The 23,565-nt window shown below is 71.9% G+C and carries 20 protein-coding genes; 11 read left to right on the top strand and 9 right to left on the bottom strand.

The genetic code is table 11. The features are described 5' to 3' along the window. Positions 1–165: 165 nt before the first annotated feature. Together ACFCV8_RS10155 and ACFCV8_RS10150 are read right to left on the bottom strand one after the other, a co-directional pair. Positions 166–951 (bottom strand): hypothetical protein, encoded by a 786-nt coding sequence (locus tag ACFCV8_RS10155; RefSeq protein ID WP_376684835.1) that lies wholly within the window; start codon positions 949–951, stop codon positions 166–168. A gap of 225 nt (positions 952–1,176) precedes the next feature. Continuing rightward, a complete protein-coding gene (locus tag ACFCV8_RS10150; RefSeq protein WP_376684834.1) occupies positions 1,177–1,737 on the bottom strand; it encodes a hypothetical protein in 561 nt (186 codons plus the stop codon). 333 nt (positions 1,738–2,070) lie between these two features. Between ACFCV8_RS10150 and ACFCV8_RS10145 the strand changes: the two genes are divergently transcribed. Beyond that, complete coding sequence (locus ACFCV8_RS10145; protein WP_376684833.1) at positions 2,071–2,370, top strand: hypothetical protein; 300 nt, start codon at positions 2,071–2,073, stop codon at positions 2,368–2,370. 92 nt (positions 2,371–2,462) lie between these two features. On the opposite strand, the gene ACFCV8_RS10140 is transcribed toward ACFCV8_RS10145, so the two are convergent. Then, on the bottom strand, positions 2,463–3,605 hold the full coding sequence (locus ACFCV8_RS10140) for an alpha/beta hydrolase-fold protein (protein ID WP_376684832.1): 1,143 nt from the start codon (positions 3,603–3,605) through the stop codon (positions 2,463–2,465). A gap of 111 nt (positions 3,606–3,716) precedes the next feature. On the opposite strand from ACFCV8_RS10140, the gene ACFCV8_RS10135 reads away from it, so the two are divergent. Then, the gene (locus tag ACFCV8_RS10135) at positions 3,717–3,926 is read left to right on the top strand and encodes an MbtH family protein (protein ID WP_376684831.1); all 210 of its coding nucleotides are present in this window, start codon (positions 3,717–3,719) and stop codon (positions 3,924–3,926) included. Positions 3,927–3,943: 17 nt separating this feature from the next. Next, positions 3,944–4,450, top strand: coding sequence for a GNAT family N-acetyltransferase (locus ACFCV8_RS10130; RefSeq protein ID WP_376684830.1), 507 nt, complete (start codon positions 3,944–3,946; stop codon positions 4,448–4,450). 56 nt (positions 4,451–4,506) lie between these two features. On the opposite strand, the gene argB is transcribed toward ACFCV8_RS10130, so the two are convergent. Next, positions 4,507–5,331 carry an acetylglutamate kinase gene (argB, locus tag ACFCV8_RS10125; protein ID WP_376684829.1) on the bottom strand — a complete coding sequence of 275 codons (825 nt, stop codon included), beginning with the start codon at positions 5,329–5,331 and terminating at the stop codon, positions 4,507–4,509. 73 nt (positions 5,332–5,404) lie between these two features. Beyond that, positions 5,405–7,165, bottom strand: a complete 1,761-nt coding sequence (locus ACFCV8_RS10120) for an Imm49 family immunity protein (protein ID WP_376684828.1) — start codon at positions 7,163–7,165, stop codon at positions 5,405–5,407. A 234-nt stretch (positions 7,166–7,399) separates the two neighbouring features. Here ACFCV8_RS10120 and ACFCV8_RS10115 point away from each other — a divergent pair, with 234 nt between their 5' ends. The 3 genes from ACFCV8_RS10115 to ACFCV8_RS10105 all read left to right on the top strand — a co-directional run bounded on the left by ACFCV8_RS10115 (position 7,400) and on the right by ACFCV8_RS10105 (position 9,582). After that, on the top strand, positions 7,400–8,032 hold the full coding sequence (locus ACFCV8_RS10115; protein WP_376684827.1) for a hypothetical protein: 633 nt from the start codon (positions 7,400–7,402) through the stop codon (positions 8,030–8,032). 312 nt (positions 8,033–8,344) lie between these two features. Continuing rightward, positions 8,345–8,824 carry a hypothetical protein gene (locus tag ACFCV8_RS10110; RefSeq protein ID WP_376684842.1) on the top strand — a complete coding sequence of 160 codons (480 nt, stop codon included), beginning with the start codon at positions 8,345–8,347 and terminating at the stop codon, positions 8,822–8,824. A gap of 125 nt (positions 8,825–8,949) precedes the next feature. Next, positions 8,950–9,582, top strand: a complete 633-nt coding sequence (locus ACFCV8_RS10105; protein ID WP_376684841.1) for a vitamin K epoxide reductase family protein — start codon at positions 8,950–8,952, stop codon at positions 9,580–9,582. Here the strand turns inward: ACFCV8_RS10105 and ACFCV8_RS10100 are convergent. Then, positions 9,533–10,840: a globin domain-containing protein gene (locus ACFCV8_RS10100; protein ID WP_376684826.1), complete on the bottom strand. Its 1,308-nt coding sequence runs from the start codon at positions 10,838–10,840 to the stop codon at positions 9,533–9,535. The two genes, ACFCV8_RS10105 and ACFCV8_RS10100, sit on opposite strands and share 50 nt — an antisense overlap. A gap of 332 nt (positions 10,841–11,172) precedes the next feature. On the opposite strand from ACFCV8_RS10100, the gene ACFCV8_RS10095 reads away from it, so the two are divergent. Then, positions 11,173–11,832 (top strand): response regulator, encoded by a 660-nt coding sequence (locus ACFCV8_RS10095; RefSeq protein WP_376684840.1) that lies wholly within the window; start codon positions 11,173–11,175, stop codon positions 11,830–11,832. Positions 11,833–11,918: 86 nt separating this feature from the next. Here the strand turns inward: ACFCV8_RS10095 and ACFCV8_RS10090 are convergent, their stop codons facing one another. Then, positions 11,919–13,574: a GAF domain-containing protein gene (locus tag ACFCV8_RS10090; protein WP_376684839.1), complete on the bottom strand. Its 1,656-nt coding sequence runs from the start codon at positions 13,572–13,574 to the stop codon at positions 11,919–11,921. A 515-nt stretch (positions 13,575–14,089) separates the two neighbouring features. On the opposite strand from ACFCV8_RS10090, the gene ctaD reads away from it, so the two are divergent. Together ctaD and ACFCV8_RS10080 are read left to right on the top strand one after the other, a co-directional pair. Then, positions 14,090–15,778, top strand: a complete 1,689-nt coding sequence (gene ctaD, locus ACFCV8_RS10085) for a cytochrome c oxidase subunit I (RefSeq protein WP_376684838.1) — start codon at positions 14,090–14,092, stop codon at positions 15,776–15,778. Between the two features lie 46 nt (positions 15,779–15,824). Next, positions 15,825–16,199 carry a hypothetical protein gene (locus ACFCV8_RS10080; protein ID WP_376684825.1) on the top strand — a complete coding sequence of 125 codons (375 nt, stop codon included), beginning with the start codon at positions 15,825–15,827 and terminating at the stop codon, positions 16,197–16,199. A gap of 99 nt (positions 16,200–16,298) precedes the next feature. Here ACFCV8_RS10080 and ACFCV8_RS10075 read toward each other — a convergent pair whose 3' ends face one another. Both ACFCV8_RS10075 and ACFCV8_RS10070 read right to left on the bottom strand, forming a co-directional pair. Beyond that, the gene (locus ACFCV8_RS10075) at positions 16,299–16,757 is read right to left on the bottom strand and encodes an SRPBCC family protein (RefSeq protein ID WP_376684824.1); all 459 of its coding nucleotides are present in this window, start codon (positions 16,755–16,757) and stop codon (positions 16,299–16,301) included. A gap of 559 nt (positions 16,758–17,316) precedes the next feature. Beyond that, on the bottom strand, positions 17,317–18,198 hold the full coding sequence (locus ACFCV8_RS10070) for a DUF4231 domain-containing protein (protein WP_376684837.1): 882 nt from the start codon (positions 18,196–18,198) through the stop codon (positions 17,317–17,319). Between the two features lie 166 nt (positions 18,199–18,364). Here ACFCV8_RS10070 and ACFCV8_RS10065 point away from each other — a divergent pair, with 166 nt between their 5' ends. After that, complete coding sequence (locus ACFCV8_RS10065) at positions 18,365–22,060, top strand: toll/interleukin-1 receptor domain-containing protein (protein ID WP_376684823.1); 3,696 nt, start codon at positions 18,365–18,367, stop codon at positions 22,058–22,060. A 222-nt stretch (positions 22,061–22,282) separates the two neighbouring features. Then, entirely contained in the window at positions 22,283–23,557 is a 1,275-nt protein-coding gene (locus ACFCV8_RS10060) for an alpha/beta fold hydrolase (RefSeq protein ID WP_376684822.1), read from the top strand. Positions 23,558–23,565 lie beyond the last annotated feature (8 nt).

Below are 23,565 nucleotides of genomic sequence, written 5' to 3'. Positions count from 1 at the left end.
CGGCCGGGAACACCGGGGCCCCGGTGTTCCCGGCCGGCGCTCGGCGGAACGGCGCACGGTCTCGCGCGGCACGCCCCCTCATGGCCCCGGCCTCACCGCGACCCGCCGGGCACCCGGGTCCGGACGACAGTGCTTCCGCGGGGCGAGGCGGCCGGTGCGGGCCGCCTACCGTACGGCGACGTGGTCCCCGGCCGACGACTTCGCCCCGGAGGTGGCGTTCCCGTAGTAGGTCCACCGCCATGTGCCCGGCACGGTGGCCTTCACCGTGGTCCTGAGCGCCCCCGTCCTGCCCGACGTCGCCTTCTTGACCGTCGTGTACGAGGAGGCGCCCGCCGCCTTGAACTGCAGGCTGACCGTCCGGCCCGCGTACCCCTGGTAGGTGTGAGTGTCCCAGTTCGCCCGGGTGACCCGCCCGGTCACGGTGATGGTCCTCCCCTTCGCGACCGGCTCCGGCGAGGCGTTGGCAGTGACGCGCGTTGCCCGCTTGAGCTGCAACGGAAGGTTCTTGTCATCGACGTCCTGGCCGTCACCGGCGAGGAAGAGCCGGGCGGCGGTCCGCCAGGTTCCGGCGTCCTCGTTCCCGAAGTCGCTGTTCCGCGGGTCGATGTAGATCCATTCCTCGAAGTCGCAGATGCCCTTGGAGCGGTCCACGACCTCGCAGTCGCTGGTGACGACCGCGGTGTGCATGGTGTCCATGTTGCTGAGCTTGCCCCGGTAGGGAAACACCGTCGGCCCGTACCCGTACTTCAGCCTGGTCGTCATCCGGAAGGTCGCATGCACCTCGACCTCCTCCTTGACTCCGACCACGATTGCCTTCCCGCCGTTCACCGAGACCCGGGAGAAGGCGACCCCGCCCTCCGCCGCCCCGGCCGGCACCGATGCCGCCATCCCGGTGAACACGGCCGTCGCCGCACCGGCCACCACCACTTTCCGCAACGTCTTTTCTGCCATCCGACCCGCCTCTTTCCCGCGCCTGGGCCGAACGCGCAGGCGCAAGTGCACCGGAGGTACGTCCTCGCGGCCGACTATGTGACAGGGGAGGGCTGTTCGCGGTTGTACGCGGGGCGGCAACGATCTGATCACCACGGCACCGGCCGGGTCCGGTTCCCGGAAGGGGACCCGACGGCGTTCCCCGACAGGTCCACACCGCCCCGGGCGCCGGCGCGGTACGCGGGCCTACGGCGCTGTGCGGAGTGTGCGGTTGCGGGCCAGCGGTGCCAGGCCGGCCATGAGGCCGACGGCCGCGAGCGGGATCAGGTCGAGGCTGACCGCGATCAGGGCGAAGGACACGAATACGAGCGCCGGGCTCCACACGGGCAGCCGCCTGGGCCGTACGGCTGCCAGCATGATCAGCAGGGTGAGCAGGCCGAGCTGGAAGGCGAGCGGGCCTGCCGACTCGAGGAGGTCGGGCAGCGGGGCGGAGTCGGCCAGGCCGGAGAACAGATCGCCGAGGATGACCCACACGAAACAGCCTGCGCCGAATACCCCGGCGACCACGGCGGCACCGGCGGCGGTCCGCATCCGGACGGTGGCCGCGGGAACGAGGCGGCGCAGTTCCACGACGAAGGCACCGAGCAGGAGAAAGGCGGTGAGGAAGAACGTGTGGCCGAGGTTCCAGGCCGGCCCCGGGCCGTGGTCGCCGTCCATGCCGTCGATCAGACGAAGCACGCCGTAGCACAGCAGCAGGAAGGGGATGAGGACGGAGAGCAGCCGGGTTCTGCGTGCCATTGAGGTCATGCCCATACAGTCCCTGTCCGGTCCGGCTGTGAGGTATCGGGAGGATCCCCCAGCGCACCCGGAGGGCTGCCTTAGGGGTTGGGCCGCTCAACGACCGGCGCTCTCGGGGTGCGGTGCTCCCACGGCGTGACGACGCAGCCGGGTCGGCGAGATCCGCGGTCGGGCGGAGCTGGTCAGAGGGCCGTGTCGCTTCGGGGCGATGCTTCTCGGAATTCCCAAATGGCATGGCATGAGCGGAAGTTGGGCTCGCCGTATAGCCGTACCTGTGGCTGGAGCGTGGAACGCGGTAGAGGGTTGCTGCGTTTCAGCGGTATGAGAAGCACTCTGCTTGTGGTGACAGTCGGCGTCGCTGCCGGTATCTGCCTGATCCTGGCGGATCGCGCTCTGCTGTGGGCGGAGCGCCACGGATGGATCTACTACCGCAGGACGAAGGGGCGTGGCGCGGCACTGGCGGAGGAGTTCTCTCCGGCAGCACAAGCGGTGAAGCGGGCGATGGAGCAGGAGAGGGTCCGCAAGAACGTCCGCCCCGCCGAGGGTCCGCCACTTGGCGTGGACCTGGACAACGGCGTCGTACGGATCCGTCACTCACGGCCCGGGCGGCAGGAATCCGCCGACCCGAATGAGATCGAGTGAGAGTCCGTCGGCCGCGATCCGACGGGTCACACTTCGCGGAGTGACCACGGTGGCGACCGGTCGCGCCGCAGGCTCTGACCGGGGCTCCGGAATCACCCGTCCAGGGCCCAGGCGACGTCCCGGAGCAGGGCGTGACGCCAGCCCGCCCGGTCGTGGGCCGAGGCCGAGCGGGAGACCCGCACTGTCGCCCCGGCCCGCGCGGTCAGGGTCTCGACCAGTTCGCAGTGCGGCAGCATCCGGGGCTCGTGCTCCCCGACGTCGAACGCGCACCGCAGCCCGGACAGCCCCGTCACCCCGCGCAGCCGCTCGGCGAGGGCGCCGCCGAGCGGCCCGCCCAACGGGTCCGGGAGCCCCGCAGCACCGGGGGACCACCACAGCGAGGCCGACTGGACGGCGATCCGCCGGACCAGGCCGGGGAACTCCAGCGCCGCGTACAGCGCGCTCAGCCCGCCCAGGCTCTGCCCGGCGACGACGAGCCGGTCGGGATCGGCCGGGACTCCGGACTTGGCCAGGAGCGGCAGCAGTTCGTCGCGGACCGCCTCCCAGAGAGCGGGACGGCAGGCGTACTCCGCCTCGCGGTCCCGGGCGGGCAGGAAGACCAGGGTGACGGGCGGCATCGCGCCCGCGGCGGCGGCCGACTCGAACGCGGTCATGGCGGGGTGCAGATACAGCCAGTCGTCCCCGTCGAGCAGCAGCACCACCGGCCCGCCACCGTTCACCGGATGCACCCGCACGGTGCGCCGCCCGCCGAGGCGCCCGCCGGTCCAGCGGAGCCGGGTCCCGGGGAGGGGCGGTACGTCCTCGGCGCCGACGACGGGCCAGTGCGGCTGCGCCGGGGCGTCCGGGGTGGTGGCGAGGGACCGGTCGGCCCCGGCCCCGGCCGGGTTGAGCGGGTCCGCGTGGGCGGCGCCGTCCGCGAGGACGCGGTAGGTGACCCGCAGCCGAGCGGGCATCCGGACCTCGGCGTACCAGCAGTCCGTTCCGGCCCAGCGGCGCAGCGGGAGAGGGGGTGACCAGCTCTCGAAGTCCACGACGGCCTCGTGGCCGCGCCACAGGAACAGCGTCCGCCAGCCGCCGTCGCCGTCCGGCACCGACACGGGCGTGCGCGCCGCCGCCCAGAACGCGTCGGTGCCGATGGGGCCGGGCAGCCCGAACGGGGCGAAGGGTGTGCACTCACCGGGGGCGCGAACTGCCGCTTGTGAGGGGGAGGGGGAGGAGTTAGGCTCATCCTGCATTAGGTGAGCCTAACCTAAGTAGATGTGATCGTTCCATCCCCGTACACCGTCCGACGCACCATCAGCAATCTGCCGTCGGCGGTCCGTTGGGCCCGAGGAGGCACCGACAGTATGAGCACCAACCCGTTCGACGACCCCGAAGGCCGCTTCCTGGTCCTGGTGAACGAGGAGGGTCAGCACTCGCTCTGGCCGTCCTTCGTCGAGGTCCCCGGAGGGTGGACGGTCGCCCTCGCCGAGTGCGACCGGGCGGCCTGTCTGGAGTACATCGAGGCCAACTGGACGGACCTGCGCCCCCGTTCGCTCTCCGCCTCCGCCGGCTGAGAGCGGTGGGGAGCGCCATGACCGCCGCGGGCACCTGCCCCGCCCCCCTGTCCGTACCGCTGCCGACGGTGCCCGGTGTGCGGCCGGCCCGCCGGGAGGACGCCGCCGAACTGGCCGCGCTGTCGGGTCCGTTCGCGCGCTCCGGTGCGCTGCGCGAGCGGCCCGTCTCGCTCTACGCGGCCCACGCCGACGAGTTCCTGGTGGTGCGGGCTTCCGGCGGCCCGGTCGAGGGCGCCGTGGGGTTGCGGGTGCACCCGGGCGGGTCGGGGCCGGTGGGCGTCGTCTACAACTTCTGCGTGGCCGGGCACCGTCAGGGGTTCGGGGTGGGCGCCGGACTGCTGCGCGCCGTGCTCGACCGGGCGCGCGACCGGTCGCTCGACGCCCTGTTCACGGCGACCATCGGCAGCGGCAGGCTGTTCCTCCGGCACGGCTTCGCGCCCACGGCCGCACACCTGGCGCCGCCGGCCTGGACGAGGTCCCTGGACCCCCGCCGCGGCGCCCGGATTCTCGCCCGGCCGCTCTGAACGCGACGGTGTCCGGCCCGTACCGTGCGCGGGCCGGACACCGTACCCGGGGCGGGTCAGGCGCCGTCGGGGATCACGGTGGTGCCGGAGCCGTCCCCGTCGAGAACGCTCCGCAGTACCGCGTGCGGCACCCGGCCGTCCAGCACCCGCGCCGCGCGCACCCCGCCGCGTACCGCGCGCAGACAGCCCTCCATCTTCGGCAGCATCCCGCTCGCCAGCCCCGGCAGCAGTCCGGCCAGGGTGTCGGCCGTCAGCCGCTCCACCACCTCGGTGCTGTGCGGCCAGTCGGCGTACAGCCCCGCCACGTCGGTGAGTATCACCAGCCGCTCGGCGTCCAGGGCCACCGCCAGCGCCGAGGCCGCGAGGTCCGCGTTGACGTTGTAGACCTGCCCGTCCGCGCCGCGCGCCACGGGGGAGACCACCGGGATGTGGCCCCGGTCCAGCAGTGCGCGCACCGTGCCGGGGTTCACGTCCACGACGTCACCGACCAGCCCGATGTCCACCGGCCGGCCGTCCACCCAGGCCGGTCGCCGCACCGCCGTCAGGGTGTGCGCGTCCTCGCCGGTCATCCCCACGGCGTAGGGGCCGTGTTCGTTGATGTGGCCGACCAGCTCCCGCTGGACGCGCCCGCTCAGCACCATCCGCACCACGTCCATGGCCTCCGGGGTCGTCACCCGGAGCCCCGCCTCGAAGCGGGACTCCAGGCCGAGCCGGCCGAGCATCGCGCTGATCTGCGGACCGCCCCCGTGCACCACGACCGGGCGCAGTCCGCCGCGCCGCAGTTCCACTACGTCCCGGGCGAACGCCCGCTGAAGGTCCGTGTCCACCATGGCGTTGCCGCCGAACTTGACGACGACCGCGCCGCCCCGCACCGAGTCCATGAAGTTAGCTTAGCCTCACCTAAGTCTCCTCGGGTGGGTGATGGTATGCCGGGCCGTCGGACGGTGCCGGGCGTCACTGAAAGGGTTCGGCGGCGCGCAGCAGATCCTGTGGCAGGTACGGGGATTCGACGCGGACGGCCCAGCCCCGACGGCGGGCCCGGCAGGCGAGGGCGAGGATGTCGAGATTCAGGTGGGCGTCCGGGCTGTCGGCCCGGTCGGCGACCCGGAAGTGGTCGCGGTGGGCTTCGAGCGCGTCGGCGAGAGCCAGATCGAAGCTCTCCTCGTCGCCCTCCACCAGCTGGGACAGCAGCACGGTCGGCGGCTTGGGGAAGCCCCAGTCCTTCGCCTTCTCGTCCAGCTCCAGCGCCTGTTGCACGGCCGGTACGGGATCGGCGCCCTTGAGATGGGCGTGAAGGGCTTCGTGGTACCAGCGGAAGGCCGAGCGGTCCGGCCGGGCGAAGGCGGGACCGGTGCGGATGAGCGGGGCGAGATCCTCGCGTACGCCGGATATGAGCGCGAAGGCGGTGGCCTTCCGCCACGAGATGGCGCCGGCCCGCTCGCCGCGTTCGGCCCGGTAGCGCAGGGTGCGGCCGTCGACGGTCACCTCGGTCTCGGTGCCCGGCTCCGCGAGGGCGATGCGGAACAGGGCCGCCCCGATCCGGGACGCCAGCCGGAGATGGGCGAGCTGGGCGGCCGACACCCGGCCGGAGTCCTTCGCACGCCACTTGAAGAGACGTTCCTGGTCGTCCATGACACCGCCGAGCCGCCGGAGGGAGAGGGGTTTTCCGCCCTCGGAGGCGAACGCCTCCCGGACGTGCCGCTCGCATGCGGCCGCCGCCTTCGGCGTCACCGTCCGTTCGCCGACCGGTCGATCCACCACCAGCGGGCCGGCGGCGAGCGCGGCGACCGCGTCCGGCCGCCGGTCCCGGCCGAACCCCGCGACCCGCGGGCCCGCGGTCTCGAAGCCGGTGACCAGCGCGTGCGGAAGATAGTCGGTGCGCACGGCCGGGACCCAGCCCAGCCTCCGGTACGCGAACGCGGCAAGGGCGTTCGGGACGAGAGGCAGCAGCGTGGCAGGGGAGGCGGAAGGGCCGTGCAGGGCGCGCTCCTCGGCCAGGAGCCCGGCCAGGGCGCCGTCGAAGGCGTCCCGGTCCTCGGCGGCCAGGGCGCGCAGCGCACGCAGCGCCGCACCGTCCCGCCGGTCCGGGAGGGGGTCGCCGGTCTCCTCGGCACGGACCCGGACGCGTTCCAGGGCCGCGTCGACGGCGGCGAGCCTGGCCCGCGCGCTCGGCGGGCACTCCTCGTCGTCGCCGGTGTGGTCGAGAACCACGGCCGTCAGCCCCGTGGCCAGCTCTCCGGCGGGTGTTCCCCGCGCCGCCCCGGCGAACTTCCGCCGGGCGAAGTGGAAGGCCACGCCGTGCCATTCGGTCTGGTCCGTGAGGACCGCCAGACAGAGCGCGCCGGTCCACTGCGCGGGCGTGACGCTCTCCGCGGGGGCATTCTCGCCCGGCTCGTAGTCCATGCCGAAGTTCACGTACTTCAGGAAGACCTGGAAGCCGCAGTGCGGGTGGTATCCGGCGTACGAGACGGCGCCCGCCGCGGCCTCGGCGGCGTCCTCCAGGACGGCCCTGGCCTCCGGAGTGGCCAGATCGGGCGACTCGACGGAGAGCGCGCCCAGGTAGTCGAGGAATTCCGCGGAGAGGATCCGCCACGCGTGGGTGGTCATCCGGTCGGCCCTCGACATGGTCCGAACCCGTCCCCCGATGCGGTTCGGGAAGTCCTCCAGCGCAGCCGACACGGCCGCCCCGTCCACCTGGTGACGCTCTGTCCGCACTGCTCTGCTCCTTGGTCGGTGTCCGCGCCACACACTAGGACCTTTCGTTCGGGCCGGGCCGGGGAGCGACGTGGGGGCGCCGGCCCGAGCGGAAGCCCTCGGCCGCGTTCGTCCTGCGGGCCGCCGCCCCGGCCGGACCCGGCTCATAAAACCTGGACTCGCGGCGGGAAACCATGAGTCCATGGGATCCGCGCGGGCCGGATCGGCTTGTCGGGGAAGCGGAGGAGGCCGTCCATGTCCAGGCGTCGCGTACGGGTTCCGAGTGGCCGGCTGTGCGCGGGCGTCGTGGTCGGGGTCGCTGTCGGGCTGCTGACGCTGTGGCTGCTCATGCTCCTCGGGCGCGCCCTCTACACCAGGAGCGGCGCGTGGGGGTTCTTCCTGATCGTGGGGGCCGGAATCGTCGTGGGCTGCGCCGTCGCGTTCGCGCGCAGGGGTGCCGAGATCGGGGTCTCCTGGGGGCTGCTGGCCGCGATCGCGGCCATGTTCTTCTGCTCGATACACATGGAGTACCTCACCTCCAACGCCCTGCACGACCGGGGCCGGGAGGTCTACGGCCTCATACAGAAGGAGACCGGCTCCGCCATGCCCACCCCGGGGGACGGCGGCCCCGCCGTGTACTCCTACGCCGTCTCCTGTCCGGGAGTCCCCCGACAGCGTGACCTGTCCACCACGGGAAGGGAGTTGGAGGTCGGCAAGGTGTACCTGATGACCATCGACCCGCAGAGCACAGTGCGCCCCGCCCTCGGCCCGAGGCCCGGCACGGACGTCGTTCACCTCGTCTGGCAGATCATCTGCGCGGTCTTCGTCATGTTCTTCTGGCTCGCCGCCGTCGTCGTGGGCTTCGATCCGGACGAAGTCGCCTGGTGACGCGCCCGGACGCGGGCGGCGGACGACCGCTCCGGCGGAGCCGGCCGTCCGGCGCGTGACCGGCACCTGCAGCACCGGCACGCAGAGGGCCGCGAGGTGTTCCGGTGCCGGAAGACGGCGCCGAGGCCGCGGAGGTGACCGGCGATCAGCCCGGCGCGCGGCGCGGACCCGGGACCGTGCGTACTGAGGGTCCCCTGCGGATGGTGTCCGGTGGAACGCCGGCCAGGGCCGATCGGCCCTAGTGGCGGAGCAGCCGCGCTGGGTTCACTGCGTTGCATCGCACGCCGCTGGTGCGCGCGGGAGGGAAGCATGGTGATCGCAGTCGTCGGGCACAGGGACCTCGGCAGCCGAACCCTGGAGCTGGTGGAAGCCGAACTGAGAACGCGGCTGGACCGATTGGCGGAGGGTGCCGCCGCCCTGGTGCGGGCTGGGGCGGGGCTGCCGCTGGTGTTCGGACGGGCCGCCCGGGAGGCGGGCCGGAAGCTGACGGTGCTGCTGCCGTCCCAGGGCACGGTGCCCGCTCCGCTGCCGGAGCCGGACCGCTCCGCCGCGGGTGAACTCCTGGTGCTGGCCGAGCAGGTACGGCTGCTCGCCTTCGACCCGGGCGACCGGGACGCGTGCGTCGGTGCGGACGAGCGGCTGGTGGCGACCTGCCGGACGGTGCTCGCGGTGTGGGACGGATCGCCGTCGGACGGCGGGGACGCCACCGCGCACCTGGTCGCCTTCGCGCGGGCCCGCGGCATCGCCGTGGAGGTCGTCTGGCCGGCCGGTTCGGTACGGGGGCGGCGGTGAAGCTGTCGGAACGCGACCCCCGGGCGCAACGGGCGGCGGGAGGCCTGTGCCGTGCCACCGCCGGTGAGGCCGGTCACGACGAAACCGGGCACGACGAAACCGGTCGCGACGACACCGGCCACGACCTGGCCGGACATCACGAGGCCGACCACGACCAGGCCGGACACGACCGGGAGTGCGCCGGAGCGCGGCGGGGATTGGGCTGGCTGCTGATCGTCACCGCCGCGCTCGGGCTGCTCGCCTCGTTCGTCATCACGGTCGACAAGATCGAACTTCTCGTCGACCCCGGCTTCGTCCCCGGCTGCTCGCTCAGCCCCGTGCTGTCCTGCACCAGCGTGATGACCAGCGACCAGGCGTCGGTCTTCGGCTTCCCCAACCCGCTCATCGGGCTGATCGGCTTCGCCGTGGTGCTGGGCACCGGCGCGGGGCTGCTCGCCGGTGCCCGCTACCGGCGCTGGTACTGGCTCGGGCTGAACCTCGGCACCCTGCTCGGCGTCGGCTTCTGCATGTGGCTGATGACGCAGGCCCTGTTCGAGATCGGCGCCCTGTGCCTGTGGTGCATGCTCGTATGGGCGGTCACGATCTTCATGTTCTGGCACATCACGATGCACAACCTGCGCCACGGGGTACTGCCCGCACCGCGCGCCCTGGTGGCGGCGGTGCTGGAGTTCCCGCTGGTGGTGCCGGTGACGTGGTGCCTGTGCGTCGTCATGCTGATAGCAGTCCGGTTCTGGTCGTACTGGCGGACCTTCCTGTGACCGTTCCCCGGCCGGCGGTGTCGAGATGAAGGTGCGTCTGCGGAATTCCGGCGGCGGCCAGCCGGGCGACGACCTCCTGCTCCGGTCCGGCCCCGGTGGTCCCGGCGGCCTCGGGGGAGAGGGCCACGAAGGCGTGCTGCCGGGCCGGGGACCGCGCCCCGGTGTCCTCGAACCGGGCGCCCCCGGCGTCCGCCGTGACGACGGTCAGCCAGGGCCGGTTGCGCCGGAAGGCCTCCAGGCCCGCCGCGTCGTACATCTCCTCGCCCGCACTTCCCGGACCGCCGTGCCCCAGCAGCAGCCGTACCCGGTGCACACCGGAGCGGTCGGCGTCGATCCGCTGGAGCAGCGCCTTCATCGGGGCCCAGCCCGTGCCGGAGGCGATCAGCAGCAGATCGGCCGAGAGCAGATGGTCCGGCAGGGCCAGCGCACCGCGCGGCGCACCGAGGCGCACAGTGCCGCCCGTCCGCGTCCCGTGCACCAGCGCGTCGCTCACCCCGCCGGCGCCCCGGGCCCGTACGTGGAACTCCAGCTCGCCGTCCGGGTGCGGTGCGCGGGCCAGGTAGTAGGGGCGCCAGGCCTGCTCCAGCAGCGGAGACTCCAGGGAGGCGTACTGCCCGGCCGCGAAGGTGTACGGCTGGTGCGGCCGTACCCGCAGCACCGCGAGGCCGGGGGCGCGCAGCTCGTGCGAGGTCACCGTCGCCTCCCAGCTGGGCGGCTCGGAGATCGCCTCGTCGGCGCCCCTGACCATCGCCGAGACCGCCAGGTGCAGCATCCGCAGCCAGGCGTCCTCCAGCGCACCGGTCCACCGGATCCCGGCCCGCAGCCGCAGCGCCTCGATGAGCGCCTCCTCGAACGCCCCGAACTGCGCCGGACGCACTCCGAGCTTGCGGTGGTCGCGGCCCAGCTGGCCGAAGACGCGGATCAGCTCGTCCGTGTGGTGCAGGTTGCCGATCAGGTAGTGGAAGATCGACGCGAGGTGGTCCTGCTGGAACGCCATCGACTCGGGGAACAGCGCCCTCAGATAGGGGTGCCGCTCGAAGAGGACCCGGTACAGGTCCGCGATCAGGTCCTCCATCGGGGCCACCAGCGGCAGCGCGTCGCTGATCAGCAACTGGTCGGCGGTGCCGTCGTAGGCCCGGGGGGCCTCGGCGGTCCACCGGTCCGTACGGGTGTCGGCCGGGGCCAGGATGCGTCGGCGCAGCCGCATCGCGTCGTGCCGCGCGAGCAGTGCGTGGTAGTCGTCGCCGGGGGTGTTCATGGGCCGGTTGCTCCTTGGTGCAGCGCAGTGGGGGTGGCCGGAAGAGAGACGTCCGTGAGCGCCCGGACGATCTTGGCGGCGTCAGTATGGCACCGGGCCCCACCCGCTGACCGGCCCCCGGCCACAGGGTCTTTCGGCCCTGTTCAGATGCTGTTCACCATGCCTTCGTACCCCGCCAGAACCGTCCCCGGAGCCGGGCACATACTGTTCCCGGCCCTCTCCCCGAACCGATCGAGCCTGATGTGAGTGAGTTCGCGAATACCGCACCGAGCACGACCCCGCAGCACCCGTCCGCGGCCCCGTCGCCGTCCACGGCCCCCGTACGCGTCTTCATCCTCGACGACCACGAGGTCGTACGGCGCGGTGTGCGCGACCTGCTGGAGGCCGAGGACGACATCGAGGTGGTCGGCGAGGCGTCCACCGCGCGGGAGGCGCTGGCCCGGGTGCCGGCCACCCGGCCGCAGGTCGCCGTGCTGGACGTACGCCTCGGCGACGACCAGGGCGGCGACCACGCCGGAATCGAGGTGTGCCGGGAACTGCGCGCCCTGATGCCCGAGTTGGCCTGCCTGATGCTGACGTCCTTCGACGACGACGAGGCGCTGTTCGACGCCATCATGGCGGGGGCGGCGGGCTATGTGCTCAAGCAGATCAACGGCGCCGATCTGATCACCGCCGTACGCCGGGTCGCCTCCGGCAGCTCCATGCTCGATCCGCGCACCACCGCCCGGGTGATGGAACGGCTGCGCGGCGCCGGGCAGCAGCCGCCGGCCGAGCCGTCCGAGGCGGCGCAGCTCGACGGACTCACCCCCCGGGAACGGCAGATCCTCGACCTGATCGGCGAGGGGCTCACCAACCGGGAGATAGCCGAGCGGCTCTTCCTGGCCGAGAAGACCGTGAAGAACCGCATCTCGTCGATCCTCGCCAAACTGGGCGTGGGCCGCCGCATCCAGGCCGCGATGCTCGTCGGCCGTGTCAAGGAGGGCAGGGGCTGACGGGCCCGCGCGTCCCGGCCGGGGCCGGCTGACCGGCCCCGGCGCTCCGCCCGTTCCGCTCCTGCCGCCCCGGCCATACGCGTCCCTCAGTCGTGCAGGGGGGCGCGCCAGACGATCCGGGTGCCGCCGTCCTCGGGCCGCTCGACCAGGAGCGAACCGCCGCACAGCTCCGCCCGGGTCCGCATGTTGGCCAGCCCGCCGGAGCGCCCGGCCCCCGCCAGCACGCCGTCCGGGATTCCGGCACCGTTGTCGGTGACGGTCAGGGCCACCGTGTCGTCCGCCGCGAGCTCGATGCCGATCCGGGTGGCGCGGGCGTGCCGGGAGGCGTTGGACACCGCCTCGGCGGCCACCGCCACCAGATGCTCGGCCAGCTCGTCGGGGACCGTGGTGTCCACCGGTCCGTCGATCCGCAGCGAGGGCTGGAATCCCAGGGCGGCCGCCGCGGTACGGGCGGTCTCGGCCATCCGGTGCCGCAGCCCGCCGCGCCCCGCCCGTTCCGCGGTCCGTAGGTCGAAGATGGTGGACCGGATGATCCGGATCGTGGTGTCCAGGTCGTCCACCGCCCGGCTGACCCGCTCCGCCGCGCCGGGCCGGTCCGCGATGGCCCGGGTGGTGCTCTGCAGCGTCATCCCGGTCGCGAAGAGCCGCTGGATCGCCAGGTCGTGCAGATCACGGGCGATCCGGTCCCGGTCGTGCATCACGGCCAGCTCCTCGGACTCGGCCCGCCTGCGGGCCAGCTCCAGGGCGATGGCCGCCTGGTCGGCGAAGCCCGAGACCAGCGCGATCTCGGTCTCGTCGAACGGCGGCCGACCCGCCGGCCGGCCCAGCCGCAGCGCGCCGCTCGCCCCCGTGTCCACCCGCAGCGGCACGGTCACCACCGGCCCCAGCCCGTCCTCGGCCCCGTCGCCGAACGGATGAGCCCGGGGGTCGGTCCGTACGTCGGCACAGTGCACCGGCGTCCCGGTGCGGGCCGCGAGGCCGGCCAGTGACCCGCGCGCCGGGACGGACAGCCCCGTCACCCGCCCGGCGTCCCGGCCGTGGGCGACCGCGACCGTCAGCCGCGCCCCGTCCCCGTCGTCCCCGGACGCGGAGACGGACGCGGCGGGCGGTGACGGCAGCAGGATCGCGGCCCGGTCGGCCCCCGCCACCTCCATCGCCCGCTCGGCGATCAGATGCAGTACCTCGTCGGCGTCCGTCCCCGACAGCAGACTGCGGGTGATCTCGCCGAGCGCCTCCAGCCGCCGTTCCCGGCGCCGGCTCTCGTCGTACATCCGGGCGTTGTCGATGGCGACCCCGGCCGCGATCGACAGCGTCGTGAGCACCGCCTCGTCGTCGGCGTCGAAGCCTGTCCCGTCCCGCTTCTCGGTGAGGTACAGATTGCCGAACACCTCGTCCCGTACCCGGACCGGCACCCCGAGGAAGGTACGCATCGGCGGATGGTGCGGCGGGAAGCCGAAGCTGCGCGGATGGCTGCTCAGATCGGTGAGCCGCAGCGGCTGCGGATGGTGGATCAGCTCACCGAGGATGCCGCGCCCGCATGGCGTCTGACCGATCTCGGCGGCCAGCTGCTCCGATATGCCGACCGGCAGGAACTCCAGCAGCGTCTGTCCGTCCCCGACGATGCCCAGCGCCCCGTACTGGGCGTCGGTCAGCGTCACCGCGGCCTCCACGATGCCGCGCAGCACCTCGGGCAGCTCCAGCCCCCGGCCCAGGCTCATCACCGCGTCCAGCAGGCCGCTCATCCGGTCCGGCCGGCTGGGCTGCGGCCAGGCGGCCGACACCGCAGAGGCGGGGCAGTGGGTCCCGTGCGGGGCGGTGGCGGAGGGGACTTCGCCGGGGGAGCCGGGCACGGTGGGTGCTGTCTTCGTCATCGGGGTGCTGCTCTCAGGTTCCGTGTGCCGTAGGCGTACGCCGGGGGTAATCGCTCACCGGATCACCGCGGGGCTGGGACCGGTCCACGGACGGTCAGCCTACGGCAGCCGCCCGGCCGGGGCCCGGGCCGCACCCGCGCACCGGGGCCGGCCGGTGGGGCCGGTCGGCCGTGCGGCGGCCCGGCGAGTAGGGCCGGTCGTCCCGGTGAACGGTACCCGTCGGTCCCTGGAGGCTCTCCGGCGGCACGGCCAGCATGGTGCGGCCGGGAAGGTCCGGCCCGTCCCCCCGTGAACCACCGGACCTTCCCGACCGCTCTCCCCGCCCCGCACGGCGGGGGAGCGCTCGAAGAACCGCAAGAGCTGGAGGACACGGTCCGGTGGACGCAATGGAAAAGCAGGGCAGTCTGGACGCCCCCGCGCAAGGGCCCCTGCCCCCCGGCCCCGACCGGCCCGGCCGCCCCTCCCGCGGCCGGATCGTCGTCTCGTGGCTCACCACGACCGACCACAAGCAGATCGGCACGCTGTACCTCGTCACCGCGTTCCTGTTCTTCCTCATCGGCGGCGTGATGGCGCTCGTGATGCGCGCCGAACTCGCCCGCCCCGGCACGCAGATCATCTCCAACGAGCAGTTCAACCAGGCGTTCACCATGCACGGCTCGGTGATGCTGCTGCTGTTCGCGATGCCGCTGTTCACCGGATTCGCCAACTGGCTCATGCCGCTCCAGATCGGCGCCCCCGACGTGGCGTTCCCGCGGCTGAACATGCTGGCGTACTGGCTGTTCCTCTTCGGCTCGCTGATCGCCGCCGGAGGGTTCCTCACCCCGCAGGGCGCCGCGGACTTCGGCTGGTTCGCCTACGCCCCGCTGTCCGACGCCGTCTATTCACCCGGAATAGGCGCCGATATGTGGATCATGGGCGTGGCGCTCTCCGGATTCGGGTCCATTCTCGGCGCGGTCAATTTCATAACCACGATCATCTGCATGCGGGCACCCGGAATGACCATGTTCCGGATGTCCATCTTCACCTGGAACGTGCTGCTGACCGCCGTACTCATCCTGCTGGTCTTCCCGGTCCTGGCGGCGGCGCTCTTCGCCCTGGAAATGGACCGGAAATTCGGTTCGCACATATTCGACGCGGCCAACGGCGGCGCACTGCTCTGGCAGCACCTCTTCTGGTTCTTCGGCCATCCCGAGGTCTACGTCCTGGCCCTGCCGTTCTTCGGGATCGTCTCCGAGATCATCCCGGTCTTCTCCCGCAAGCCGATGTTCGGCTACATCGGCCTGGTCGCCGCGACGATCGCGATCGCCGGACTCTCCGTCACCGTCTGGGCCCACCACATGTACGTGACCGGCGGTGTACTGCTCCCCTTCTTCTCCTTCATGACCTTCCTGATCGCCGTACCGACCGGGGTGAAGTTCTTCAACTGGATCGGCACGATGTGGAAGGGGTCGCTCTCCTTCGAGACACCGATGCTGTGGACCACCGGATTCCTCGTCACCTTCGTGTTCGGAGGGCTGACCGGCGTCATCCTGGCCTCACCGCCGCTCGACTTCCACGTCTCCGACACGTACTTCGTCGTCGCGCACTTCCACTACACGCTCTTCGGCACGGTCGTGTACGCGATGTTCGCCGGATTCCATTTCTGGTGGCCGAAATTCACCGGAAAAATGCTGGACGAGCGGCTCGGAAAGATCACTTTCTGGACGCTGACAGCCGGATTCCATCTCACCTTCCTGGTCCAGCACTGGCTCGGCGCCCAGGGAATGCCGCGCCGGTACGCCGACTATCTCGCCGCCGACGGCTTCACCGCCCTCAACACCCTCTCCACCATCGGATCGTTCCTGCTCGGACTCTCGTTCCTGCCCTTCTTCTACAACGTCTGGAAGACCAGCCAGTACGGCGAGAAGGTCACCGTCGACGACCCCTGGGGCTACGGCCGTTCCCTGGAATGGGCCACCTCCTGCCCGCCGCCCCGGCACAACTTCACCTCCCTGCCCCGCATCCGCAGCGAGTCCCCGGCCTTCGACCTGCACCACCCGGAGATCACCGCACTCGAATCCGCCGCATCGCACTGACCCGTACCCGTCCGCCCCGCGAACCGCTGCCCGAGGAGTTCCACCGATGTCCCACGGAGTACTGGCGGGAGGAGTCGTCGTGCTCCTCGCAGCCGGAAACGTCTGGTACCTGCCCGCCTACATCGACCTGCGGGCGGGCCAGGACCGGCCGCGCTCGCGGCGGCCCGCCGCGGCCGCCGTACTGACCGGGTGGGGCACGGTGCCCCTCACCCTGCTCCTGCTGCTCCTGCCCGTGGCCCCGGGCCTGGCCGTACTGCCCGCGGTGGCCGGTGTCACCGCGGTGATCTGCCTGTCCGTCCAGTCCCGGCTGCTGCGCGCCCAGGAGCAGCGCGAGGAGGAGGCCCGCTGGTCCACCCTCTTCCCGGTACGGCCGCGGGGAGGCGGGGCGGCCCAGGCGACCACCGAGCCCCCGGGCCGGTGACGCCCGGGGCCCCCGGGGCGCCGCGGACCACGGGAGACCGCCGCTGAGGCGGCCTTCGCCGCACGGCAGGCGGCCGGCACCGGTCACGGCGTCCGACGGTCAGGGCCGGGCCGCCGCGCTGCTGTCGTGCTCGCGGACGGCGATCCGGGCGAGCTTCGTCAGCATCATGCCGTTGCGGATGGAGACGAGGTAGTCGACGGGGAGCCCGTGCATACGGGTGCCCGGGCCCCGCAGGGGATGCCATTCGAGCAGGAAGAGGGTGTTGTCGCCCCACGGGATCAGGTTCATGGCGATACGGGCCGCGCCGAAGGGGTCGGCCCTCGCCTCCAGCTCCAGGCGGCGCCCGGGTTCGCAGATGCGGACGGTGCAGGTGTCGTCCAGGGTGACGGGACCGAGTCCCACCCGGAACCGCAGCCGGGCGCCCACGTCGGGCCAGTGCGGGTCGGCGGCGATGATCTGCTGCGTTCCCGAGACCCACTCCCCGTAGCGGCTGCTGTCGGCCAGCAGGCTCCACACCGTGGACGGCGGGCTCAGGATCAAGCGGCGATTCCGGGACACTGCGACCGCCTTCGTTCTTCCGTCGGGACAGCCCCCCGGCCGACGCTATCCGCAACGCGCCGCCCCGGCACGCGCAGTGCACCGCGTGTCGCCGGACCGGACCCCCTCCACACGGCCCGCCGCTCCGGACCCGCCCCGCCGGACGCCGACGCCCCGGCAGCGGACGCCATGCCGTCCGCGCTCCCGCACGACCGGCCCGGAACGGTGCGCCGGTCCAGGTGGTACGAGACCGTGGCCGATGCCGGCCCGGCGCTGTCCGAGCGGCTTCCCCGCCATGGGGGTGCGGGGACGGTCCGGCGCGGAGCCGAGACCGGACGCCGGACGGAGCGAGGCGAAGTCGCGGAGCCCTCCAGCGGTACGCCGACATCCGGGTGAAGGGTGTCGGGGAGATGACTTCCCCGTGTGCTTTCCGTCCCGCGCGGCGACGTCCGCTTCGAGGCGACGCGACGGATGAGGGTTCCGCTCGGTGACAGCGGCGAGAGTGCCCCTCGCATCGTGCGACAACCGGCTCGAAGGCCACCCGGACCCTGATCGGTCGTCGCGGAATGCCCGGCAGGTGTCAGCCCACGGTCCAGCGAATCATCCAGGCCTCGTTCTGGATCGAGATGACGTGCTCGCACTGCGACACGAAGGCGCTGTTGCTTTCGTCGGTGTGCGCGGACTGGGTCCCTCGCCGGTCGAGAAGGTGCTGCAGTTGCTCGGCCGTTCGTAGGAACTCGAGATGCTGGTAGGCATAGCGCTGGGCGATCGTGTGGGCGGACACCGCGATGGAGACGGAGGCGATCACGGCGGCCCAGGCGGCGAGTTGTTCTGCGGCGAAGACGCCGGCGACCGCGGCGAGCAGGGCGCTCAGCCCTCCGAAGGCGAGCTCGATCCTGCCGAGAGTCTCCACCCTGTTCTGCATCCAGACCGCCTTGGGGCGGTAGTACGTCTCCACCTGCTGCCGCAGCCGGTGTTCGGTATAGGTGTCGATGTCGGTCACGGGCGGCAGTGTGCGGGGCTCAGGGGCTATTCCCGCTGTATGGCGGACGAGGTCGACGGCGTCCAATCGGAATCGGTGTGCCCGCTCCGCGAGGAACCCGGCGGCGTTCGTGCGGTCCGCGTAGGGGCCGACACCGGAAAGGCAGGTGTAGATCTCCCCCTTCAGGGCCTCGGACACGGCTCGGGTCCGGATCCATTCGCTCATCTGGGCGGGGCCGCCACGGCGGGCGAGCAGGGGGGACATCCCGGCGGCGGCGGAAGCGACGAAGGCCAGCGCCGAGCCCAGCCAGGTGCTCGATTCCATCACCTGCGAGGCGGCTGTTCCGAGGAGTGCCGCTGCGACGGCGAGCATGAGTGCCCTCGACCGTGCCTTCTCCACCGACCTCTTGAGCCGATTCGCGCTCTGGGACCAGACGCTCTGCTGATCCCACACCTGCTGCAACGTCTCCTGCCCCTGCATCAATGTCACAGGGACGATTCTGATGGCTGCCACGATCCGGCGAAACCCCTTTCCGTGCGCGAGAGTTGACACGATCGGGGCGGCTGTGGCGTGTGGAGAGCTTCACCGCCGTGCGTGATTTATCTATCGTGAGGAACGAAGTGGCTCGTGGGGGACGGAGTCGAACATGCTGATACGCCGACGCCTTTGGTGGCTGTGCTCGTGCCTTCTTGCCTGGGGCCTGTGCTTTCTGTTCGTGGGCCCGCTGCCTGCTCTGGCCGGACTGATCCTCCCCGCCGTCATCTTTGTCCGCTTCGAGCCCCTGCGCGAGCGACGACTGCTGCGTGAGTACCGGGCGCGGAACGGCGGCACCGAACATCCGCGCCTGGTCGTCGTACGGAGGAACCTGGCGGATCCCGAGAGGCTCCTGTTCATCGCTGTCGCGGCCACCCTGCTCGGCGGGGGATCCTGGCTGGGGTACCCACCCACGGAACACGCTCTGTACTGGATCCCGCAGGCTGCCGTCCTTCTTTTGCTGCTGCGCTGGACGGGTGTGCTGGCCCTGCTTCCCCCGGGCGTCGGGCCGGATCCGGCGGAAGGGCCCGTCCCCGCGTCCCGCCCCGAGCTCTTCATCGCCTGGTGGGCCGCGTTCGGTGCCGCTCTTTACGGTGGGACGGCCTGGTACGTGCAGTACTGCACCGTGCCCCTCGGCCGGCGCACCAGATCGTTCGTCGACGAACTGCACATGCTGGAGGGCTTCTACCGGTTCCTGGGCGACCGGATCGCGGGCAGCCCGTTCGGGGTGTCCGCCGGCCGGCCGTACTGGCCGTTCCTCGCCGCCGGTGCCGGACTCGTCGTCGGAGCGGCGGCAGCCGCTGCCCATGAGACGGTGCTGCGCTCCGCGGCCGCCGGCCGGGTTTTCGACGAGCTGACCGAGGCCCAGCAGCAGGGCCCTCAGCGTGATACGAGCGGCAAGGTGTTCGTCAGCTACTCCCGTCGTGACGCAGAGCTCGCTCATCGTCTCCGCGAGGGGCTGACCCCGCTTCTGCGGGAGGTGTGGGTCGACTGGCTGCACATCGATCCGTCGACGCGGTGGCGCGAGAGCATCGACGAGGCGATCCGCAGTTCCGACGCACTGATCGTGCTGGTCAGCCAGGATTCGCTGCGCTCCAAGTACTGCTGGATGGAATGCGAGCGTGCGCTGGCACTGGGCAAGCGGATTCTTCCCGTCGTCATCGACCCGCAGCTGGAGAGGGGAGTCAGCGGCGCCCTCCGCGACAACGGATGGGGTCCGCTGGCCGAGTACCAGTTCTTGCGGATGACCCGCCCGGAGCAGTTCGCGGAGGGGGTGGAGGGCATTCACGCATTCGTGCGGAGCAGACACCGCTGGACCGCCTTCCACACCCGGATCGGACTGCGCGCGTACGAGTGGCACAGCAGCGGCCGCAGCGGAGCACTGCTGCTCCGCGGCCATGAACTGGTCGTCGCCGAGGCGTGGCGGCAGCAGCCGTCCGACGAAGAGGACGGCCGCGCGGCGTTCACGGACGAGCAACTGGAGTTCCTCCGGGCGAGCCGGGCGGCGGCACGCCGTCGTGGAGTCCGGTTCCGTGTGGGGGCGGTGGCTGTGAGCGTGGCTCTGGCAGCCCTCGCCGCCCTCGTCGTCTCCAGCGAAGTCGCGACCGTGGCCCAGCGCAGGGAAGCCGCCTCCCGCCGACTGGCTGCCGCAGCCGCCGAACGTACAGGGGGCGATGTCCGACAGGCCGCCCTGCTGAGCGCCGCCGCATACTCGCAGGCCGACACGGCCGAGGCCCGCGAGTCGCTGGTGCGGCAGCTCGGCCGCTTCGACAAGGTGCGAGGGGTCGTCCCGGCAGGACGAGCCCTTGTCTCCGGGGTGACGTTCAGCCTGGACGAGTCACTGCTCGTCATCTGGCGGAAGGATTCCACTGCCGAGGTCTGGGACACCGTCAGGATGCGCTCCCGCGGAATCGTGGAGGGAATCCCCATGGCGAGGACGGAGAGCGGCGACATGAGCGCCGACGGCAGGACCCTCGGGGTGCTGCGGAAAGGCGTCGCCGTTCTCATCGACACCCGGACGATGAAGGAAGTCGGGCGGGCGGACCTGCGGTCCTTCGGCGTGAGCGGCATTTTCAGCTGGGCGGATCTGAGCAGGGACGGGAAGACCCTGACAGTCGTACCCGAATATCGGTACGGAGTGGAACCGCGGGTCCTGGTATGGAACATCGCCTCCGGATCGGTCTCCGCCGAGGTACCGGGGAGCTTTATGGCGGGCGGCGCCTACGGCAGGGCGACGGACATTCCGGCAGCGGAGAAGGGCGACAGGCCGCCCGGCATGGGCAGCCTGACCGACCCGGGGAAGGCGCCGGTGAGACTTCCGGCCGGCAGGCTGCTCGGCGTGACGGAATCCGGGGCGCCCGTCATGATCGAGGGCGGGACCATTCGGGTGCTCACTGCCTCCGGACACACCGCCTGGACAGTGGGCAACGGACTGACCTTCGAGAAACTGACTCCCAACGGCCGCTATCTCGCGGCCAGGCACACCTCCGAGCCCGGTCGGTACGAGGTGTGGGACCTGCGCTCCCGCAAGCGGCTCGGTTCCATCGCCGTCCCACCCACCGGAGGGTACGGCCCACAGGTGTCCCTCAGCGGTGACGGGAGGTGGCTCGCCGTCGCCAACACGTCCTTCTCGATCTACCAGGAGACGGCGCAGTACACGCTCTACGACACCCGGTCCGGGCGCAAGAAGGCGGATCTGCCCGGTCACGAGATCGCCCTCGGCGCGCGGGGGCGGTCAGCGGCCGCGGTGGGGTCGAGCGGAACGGTCACCCTGTGGGACTACGGTCCGGTGGGACGACTGCTGACGCACTACGAGCCGGCGGGCAAACAGGTGGACCAGGCAACAGTCGCCTCGCACGGTGACACCGTGGCGGTCCTCGGGGCCGGAGGCCAGGTGCGCGTCCTCCGCAGATCGGACGGCCGGCTCCTGCGGACCCTCCGGCCCGGCGCGGAGACATCCCGCATCGCCCTCTCACCGGACGGGACCCGCATCGCCGTCGCCGAGGTACGCGGCGTCGAATGGGAACGACGCGCCCAGGTGGAGGTCTTCGACACGGGTACCGGGCGCAGTCTGGCCAAGCTGGAGACACAAGGCATCGGATCTCCCCAGATCCAGCCCACTGTCCTCAGGTTCGCTCCGGACGGGAAGCGCCTGTACCTCGCCGAAGCCCACGGAAGATCCGTGTACAGCTGGCACACGGACTCCTGGAGGCCGGGCCACCGGTTCGGCCCCGACTACGACGTCGGCATCGTCGAAGCGGTCGCCGTGAGCCAGGACGGCTCGCTGATCGCAGTGGGCGGCGGCCAGCAGACGGTGCAGGTCTGGAACACCAGGACGGGCAAGCGGGTCGGGAAGCCTGTCGCACATTCGGTCACCGTCGCGTTCACCCCTGACGGCCTCCTGGTCCTCGGTGGCGTGGGTGAGGGGAACCCGGCCCTCGTCCTGTGGAACCCGCTCACCCGCCGTGTCGTACGAGCGGCCCCGGATTCCGGTGAACGCACCGTCGGAATTGCCGTCAGCGCCGATGGGCGCAGCGTCGCTTCCGTCACGGGCGACGGACGCCTCCTGCTCTGGGACCAGGACCTGGAGCGCAGCATCGTGGTCCCAGGGATGTCGTTGGACTCCGGTGACGTCATGTTCAGCGGGGTGGGGGACCGGCTCTTCGCGATCAGGGACGGTGGTCTCTACTCCGTGCTGAACGGCCCACGCCACTGGCTCACGGAGCTCTGCTCGATCACGGGCAGTCCCATGACCGCCCAGGAGTGGCAGGCCGCGGCGCCCGGCGAACGCTATCGGCGGATCTGCTGAGATCCGGTCGGCCCCGGCCCTCTGGGCCCGGCCGCGGGCCGGAGGAACCGTCGGGGCCGGCAGCGGTTTCTGCGGCCCAGGGTTCCAGGAGATTCGGCAACCGCCTCGTGGCCGTCGGGGACTGGTACGCCGAACCGTGGCACGAGTCACGTCGGGCAGCCGAACGCCGGGGCCCTCGGCCCTGGGCGGAGATCCCCGGGCGCGATATGGGAGCGTGGAAGGGTGAGTGAGACGACGACTGAAACCCTCCAGTACCGCTTCGACGGACCCGAGGACGCGCCGATCCTGGTCCTGGGACCCTCGCTCGGCACGTCCTGGCACATGTGGGACCGGCAGATACCCGAGCTGACCCCGCACTGGAGAGTCCTGCGCTACGACCTTCCGGGCCACGGCGGCGCCCCCGCCCGCCCCGCCATCGCCATCGGCGACCTCTCCGACCGGCTGCTCGCCACCCTCGACGGCCTCGGCGTCCAGCGCTTCGGGTACGCGGGCTGCTCCATCGGCGGCGCGATCGGCGCCGACCTCGCGCTGCGCCACCCGCACCGGGTCGCCTCCCTGGCCCTGATCGGAGCCTCGCCCCGGTTCGGCAGCGCCGACGAGTTCCGCCAGCGCGGCGTGGTCGTCCGCACCAACGGGCTGGAACCGATGGCCCGAACCGCCCCCGAGCGCTGGTTCACCCCCGGCTTCGCCGCCGCCCAGCCGGCCATCGTCGACTGGGCCGTCCAGATGGTCCGCACCACCGACCCCGGCTGCTACATCGCCGCCTGCGAGGCCCTCGCCGCCTTCGACATCCGCGGCGAGCTCGGCCGTGTCACCGCCCCCACGCTCGTCCTGGTCGGTGCCGAGGACCGGGTCACCGGCCCCGGCGACGCCCGCACCCTTGTCGCGGGCATCCCCGACTCCCGGCTCGCGCTCGTCCCCGGTGCCTCCCACCTCGCCCCGGTCGAGCAGCCCGCCGCCGTCACCGACCTGCTGCTGACCCACTTCTCGACGGCCTGGCAGGACACCCTCGCCGCCATCCCCGTCCCGGCCCCCATTCCGCAGCTCTCCGCCCCCGTGCTGCCCGTCGCGGAGATCACCGCGGCCGCACCGCAGCCCCCGAGCGCCACCGGACGCCCCGACCCCTACGAGCCCGGCCTGAAGATCCGCCGCGAGGTGCTGGGCGACGCCCATGTGGACGGGGCCCTGTCCACCGCGGACGAGTTCACCGAGGACTTCCAGGAGCTCGTCACCCGCTACGCCTGGGGCGAGGTGTGGAGCAGGGAGGGCCTGGACCGCCGCACCCGCAGCTGCGTCACCCTCACCGCGCTGATCGCCTCCGGCCGCCTGGAGAGCCTGGCCGCGCACGTCCGGGCCGCGCTGCGCAACGGCCTCACCCCGGCCGAGATCAAGGAGGTGCTGATGCAGACCGCTGTGTACTGCGGTGTGCCCGCCGCAGGTGCCGCCTTCTCCGTCGCCCAGTCCGTGATCCAGGAGGAAACCCGGCCCCGGCCGTAGCAGGATGG

Origin of the sequence: Streptomyces sp. NPDC056347 (genome assembly GCF_042262625.1) — a bacterium.
Classification (GTDB): Bacteria; Actinomycetota; Actinomycetes; order Streptomycetales; family Streptomycetaceae; genus Streptomyces.
The sequence above is the reverse complement of the archived record's forward strand: the minus strand, read 5'-3'. Positions and strand labels throughout refer to the sequence as shown.

Bases quoted from the DNA above. Each gene is read 5' to 3' on its own strand.
- ACFCV8_RS10130 (WP_376684830.1), top strand. From the start codon at position 3,944: ATGACCGCCGCGGGCACCTGCCCCGCCCCCCTGTCCGTACCGCTGCCG.
- ACFCV8_RS10090 (WP_376684839.1), bottom strand. From the start codon at position 13,574: ATGAGCGGCCTGCTGGACGCGGTGATGAGCCTGGGCCGGGGGCTGGAG.
- ACFCV8_RS10115 (WP_376684827.1), top strand. From the start codon at position 7,400: ATGTCCAGGCGTCGCGTACGGGTTCCGAGTGGCCGGCTGTGCGCGGGC.
- ACFCV8_RS10080 (WP_376684825.1), top strand. From the start codon at position 15,825: ATGTCCCACGGAGTACTGGCGGGAGGAGTCGTCGTGCTCCTCGCAGCC.
- ACFCV8_RS10100 (WP_376684826.1), bottom strand. From the start codon at position 10,840: ATGAACACCCCCGGCGACGACTACCACGCACTGCTCGCGCGGCACGAC.
- ctaD (WP_376684838.1), top strand. From the start codon at position 14,090: ATGGAAAAGCAGGGCAGTCTGGACGCCCCCGCGCAAGGGCCCCTGCCC.
- ACFCV8_RS10070 (WP_376684837.1), bottom strand. From the start codon at position 18,198: ATGCAGGGGCAGGAGACGTTGCAGCAGGTGTGGGATCAGCAGAGCGTC.
- ACFCV8_RS10140 (WP_376684832.1), bottom strand. From the start codon at position 3,605: ATGCAGGATGAGCCTAACTCCTCCCCCTCCCCCTCACAAGCGGCAGTT.
- ACFCV8_RS10065 (WP_376684823.1), top strand. From the start codon at position 18,365: ATGCTGATACGCCGACGCCTTTGGTGGCTGTGCTCGTGCCTTCTTGCC.
- ACFCV8_RS10155 (WP_376684835.1), bottom strand. From the start codon at position 951: ATGGCAGAAAAGACGTTGCGGAAAGTGGTGGTGGCCGGTGCGGCGACG.
- ACFCV8_RS10150 (WP_376684834.1), bottom strand. From the start codon at position 1,737: ATGACCTCAATGGCACGCAGAACCCGGCTGCTCTCCGTCCTCATCCCC.
- argB (WP_376684829.1), bottom strand. From the start codon at position 5,331: ATGGACTCGGTGCGGGGCGGCGCGGTCGTCGTCAAGTTCGGCGGCAAC.
- ACFCV8_RS10135 (WP_376684831.1), top strand. From the start codon at position 3,717: ATGAGCACCAACCCGTTCGACGACCCCGAAGGCCGCTTCCTGGTCCTG.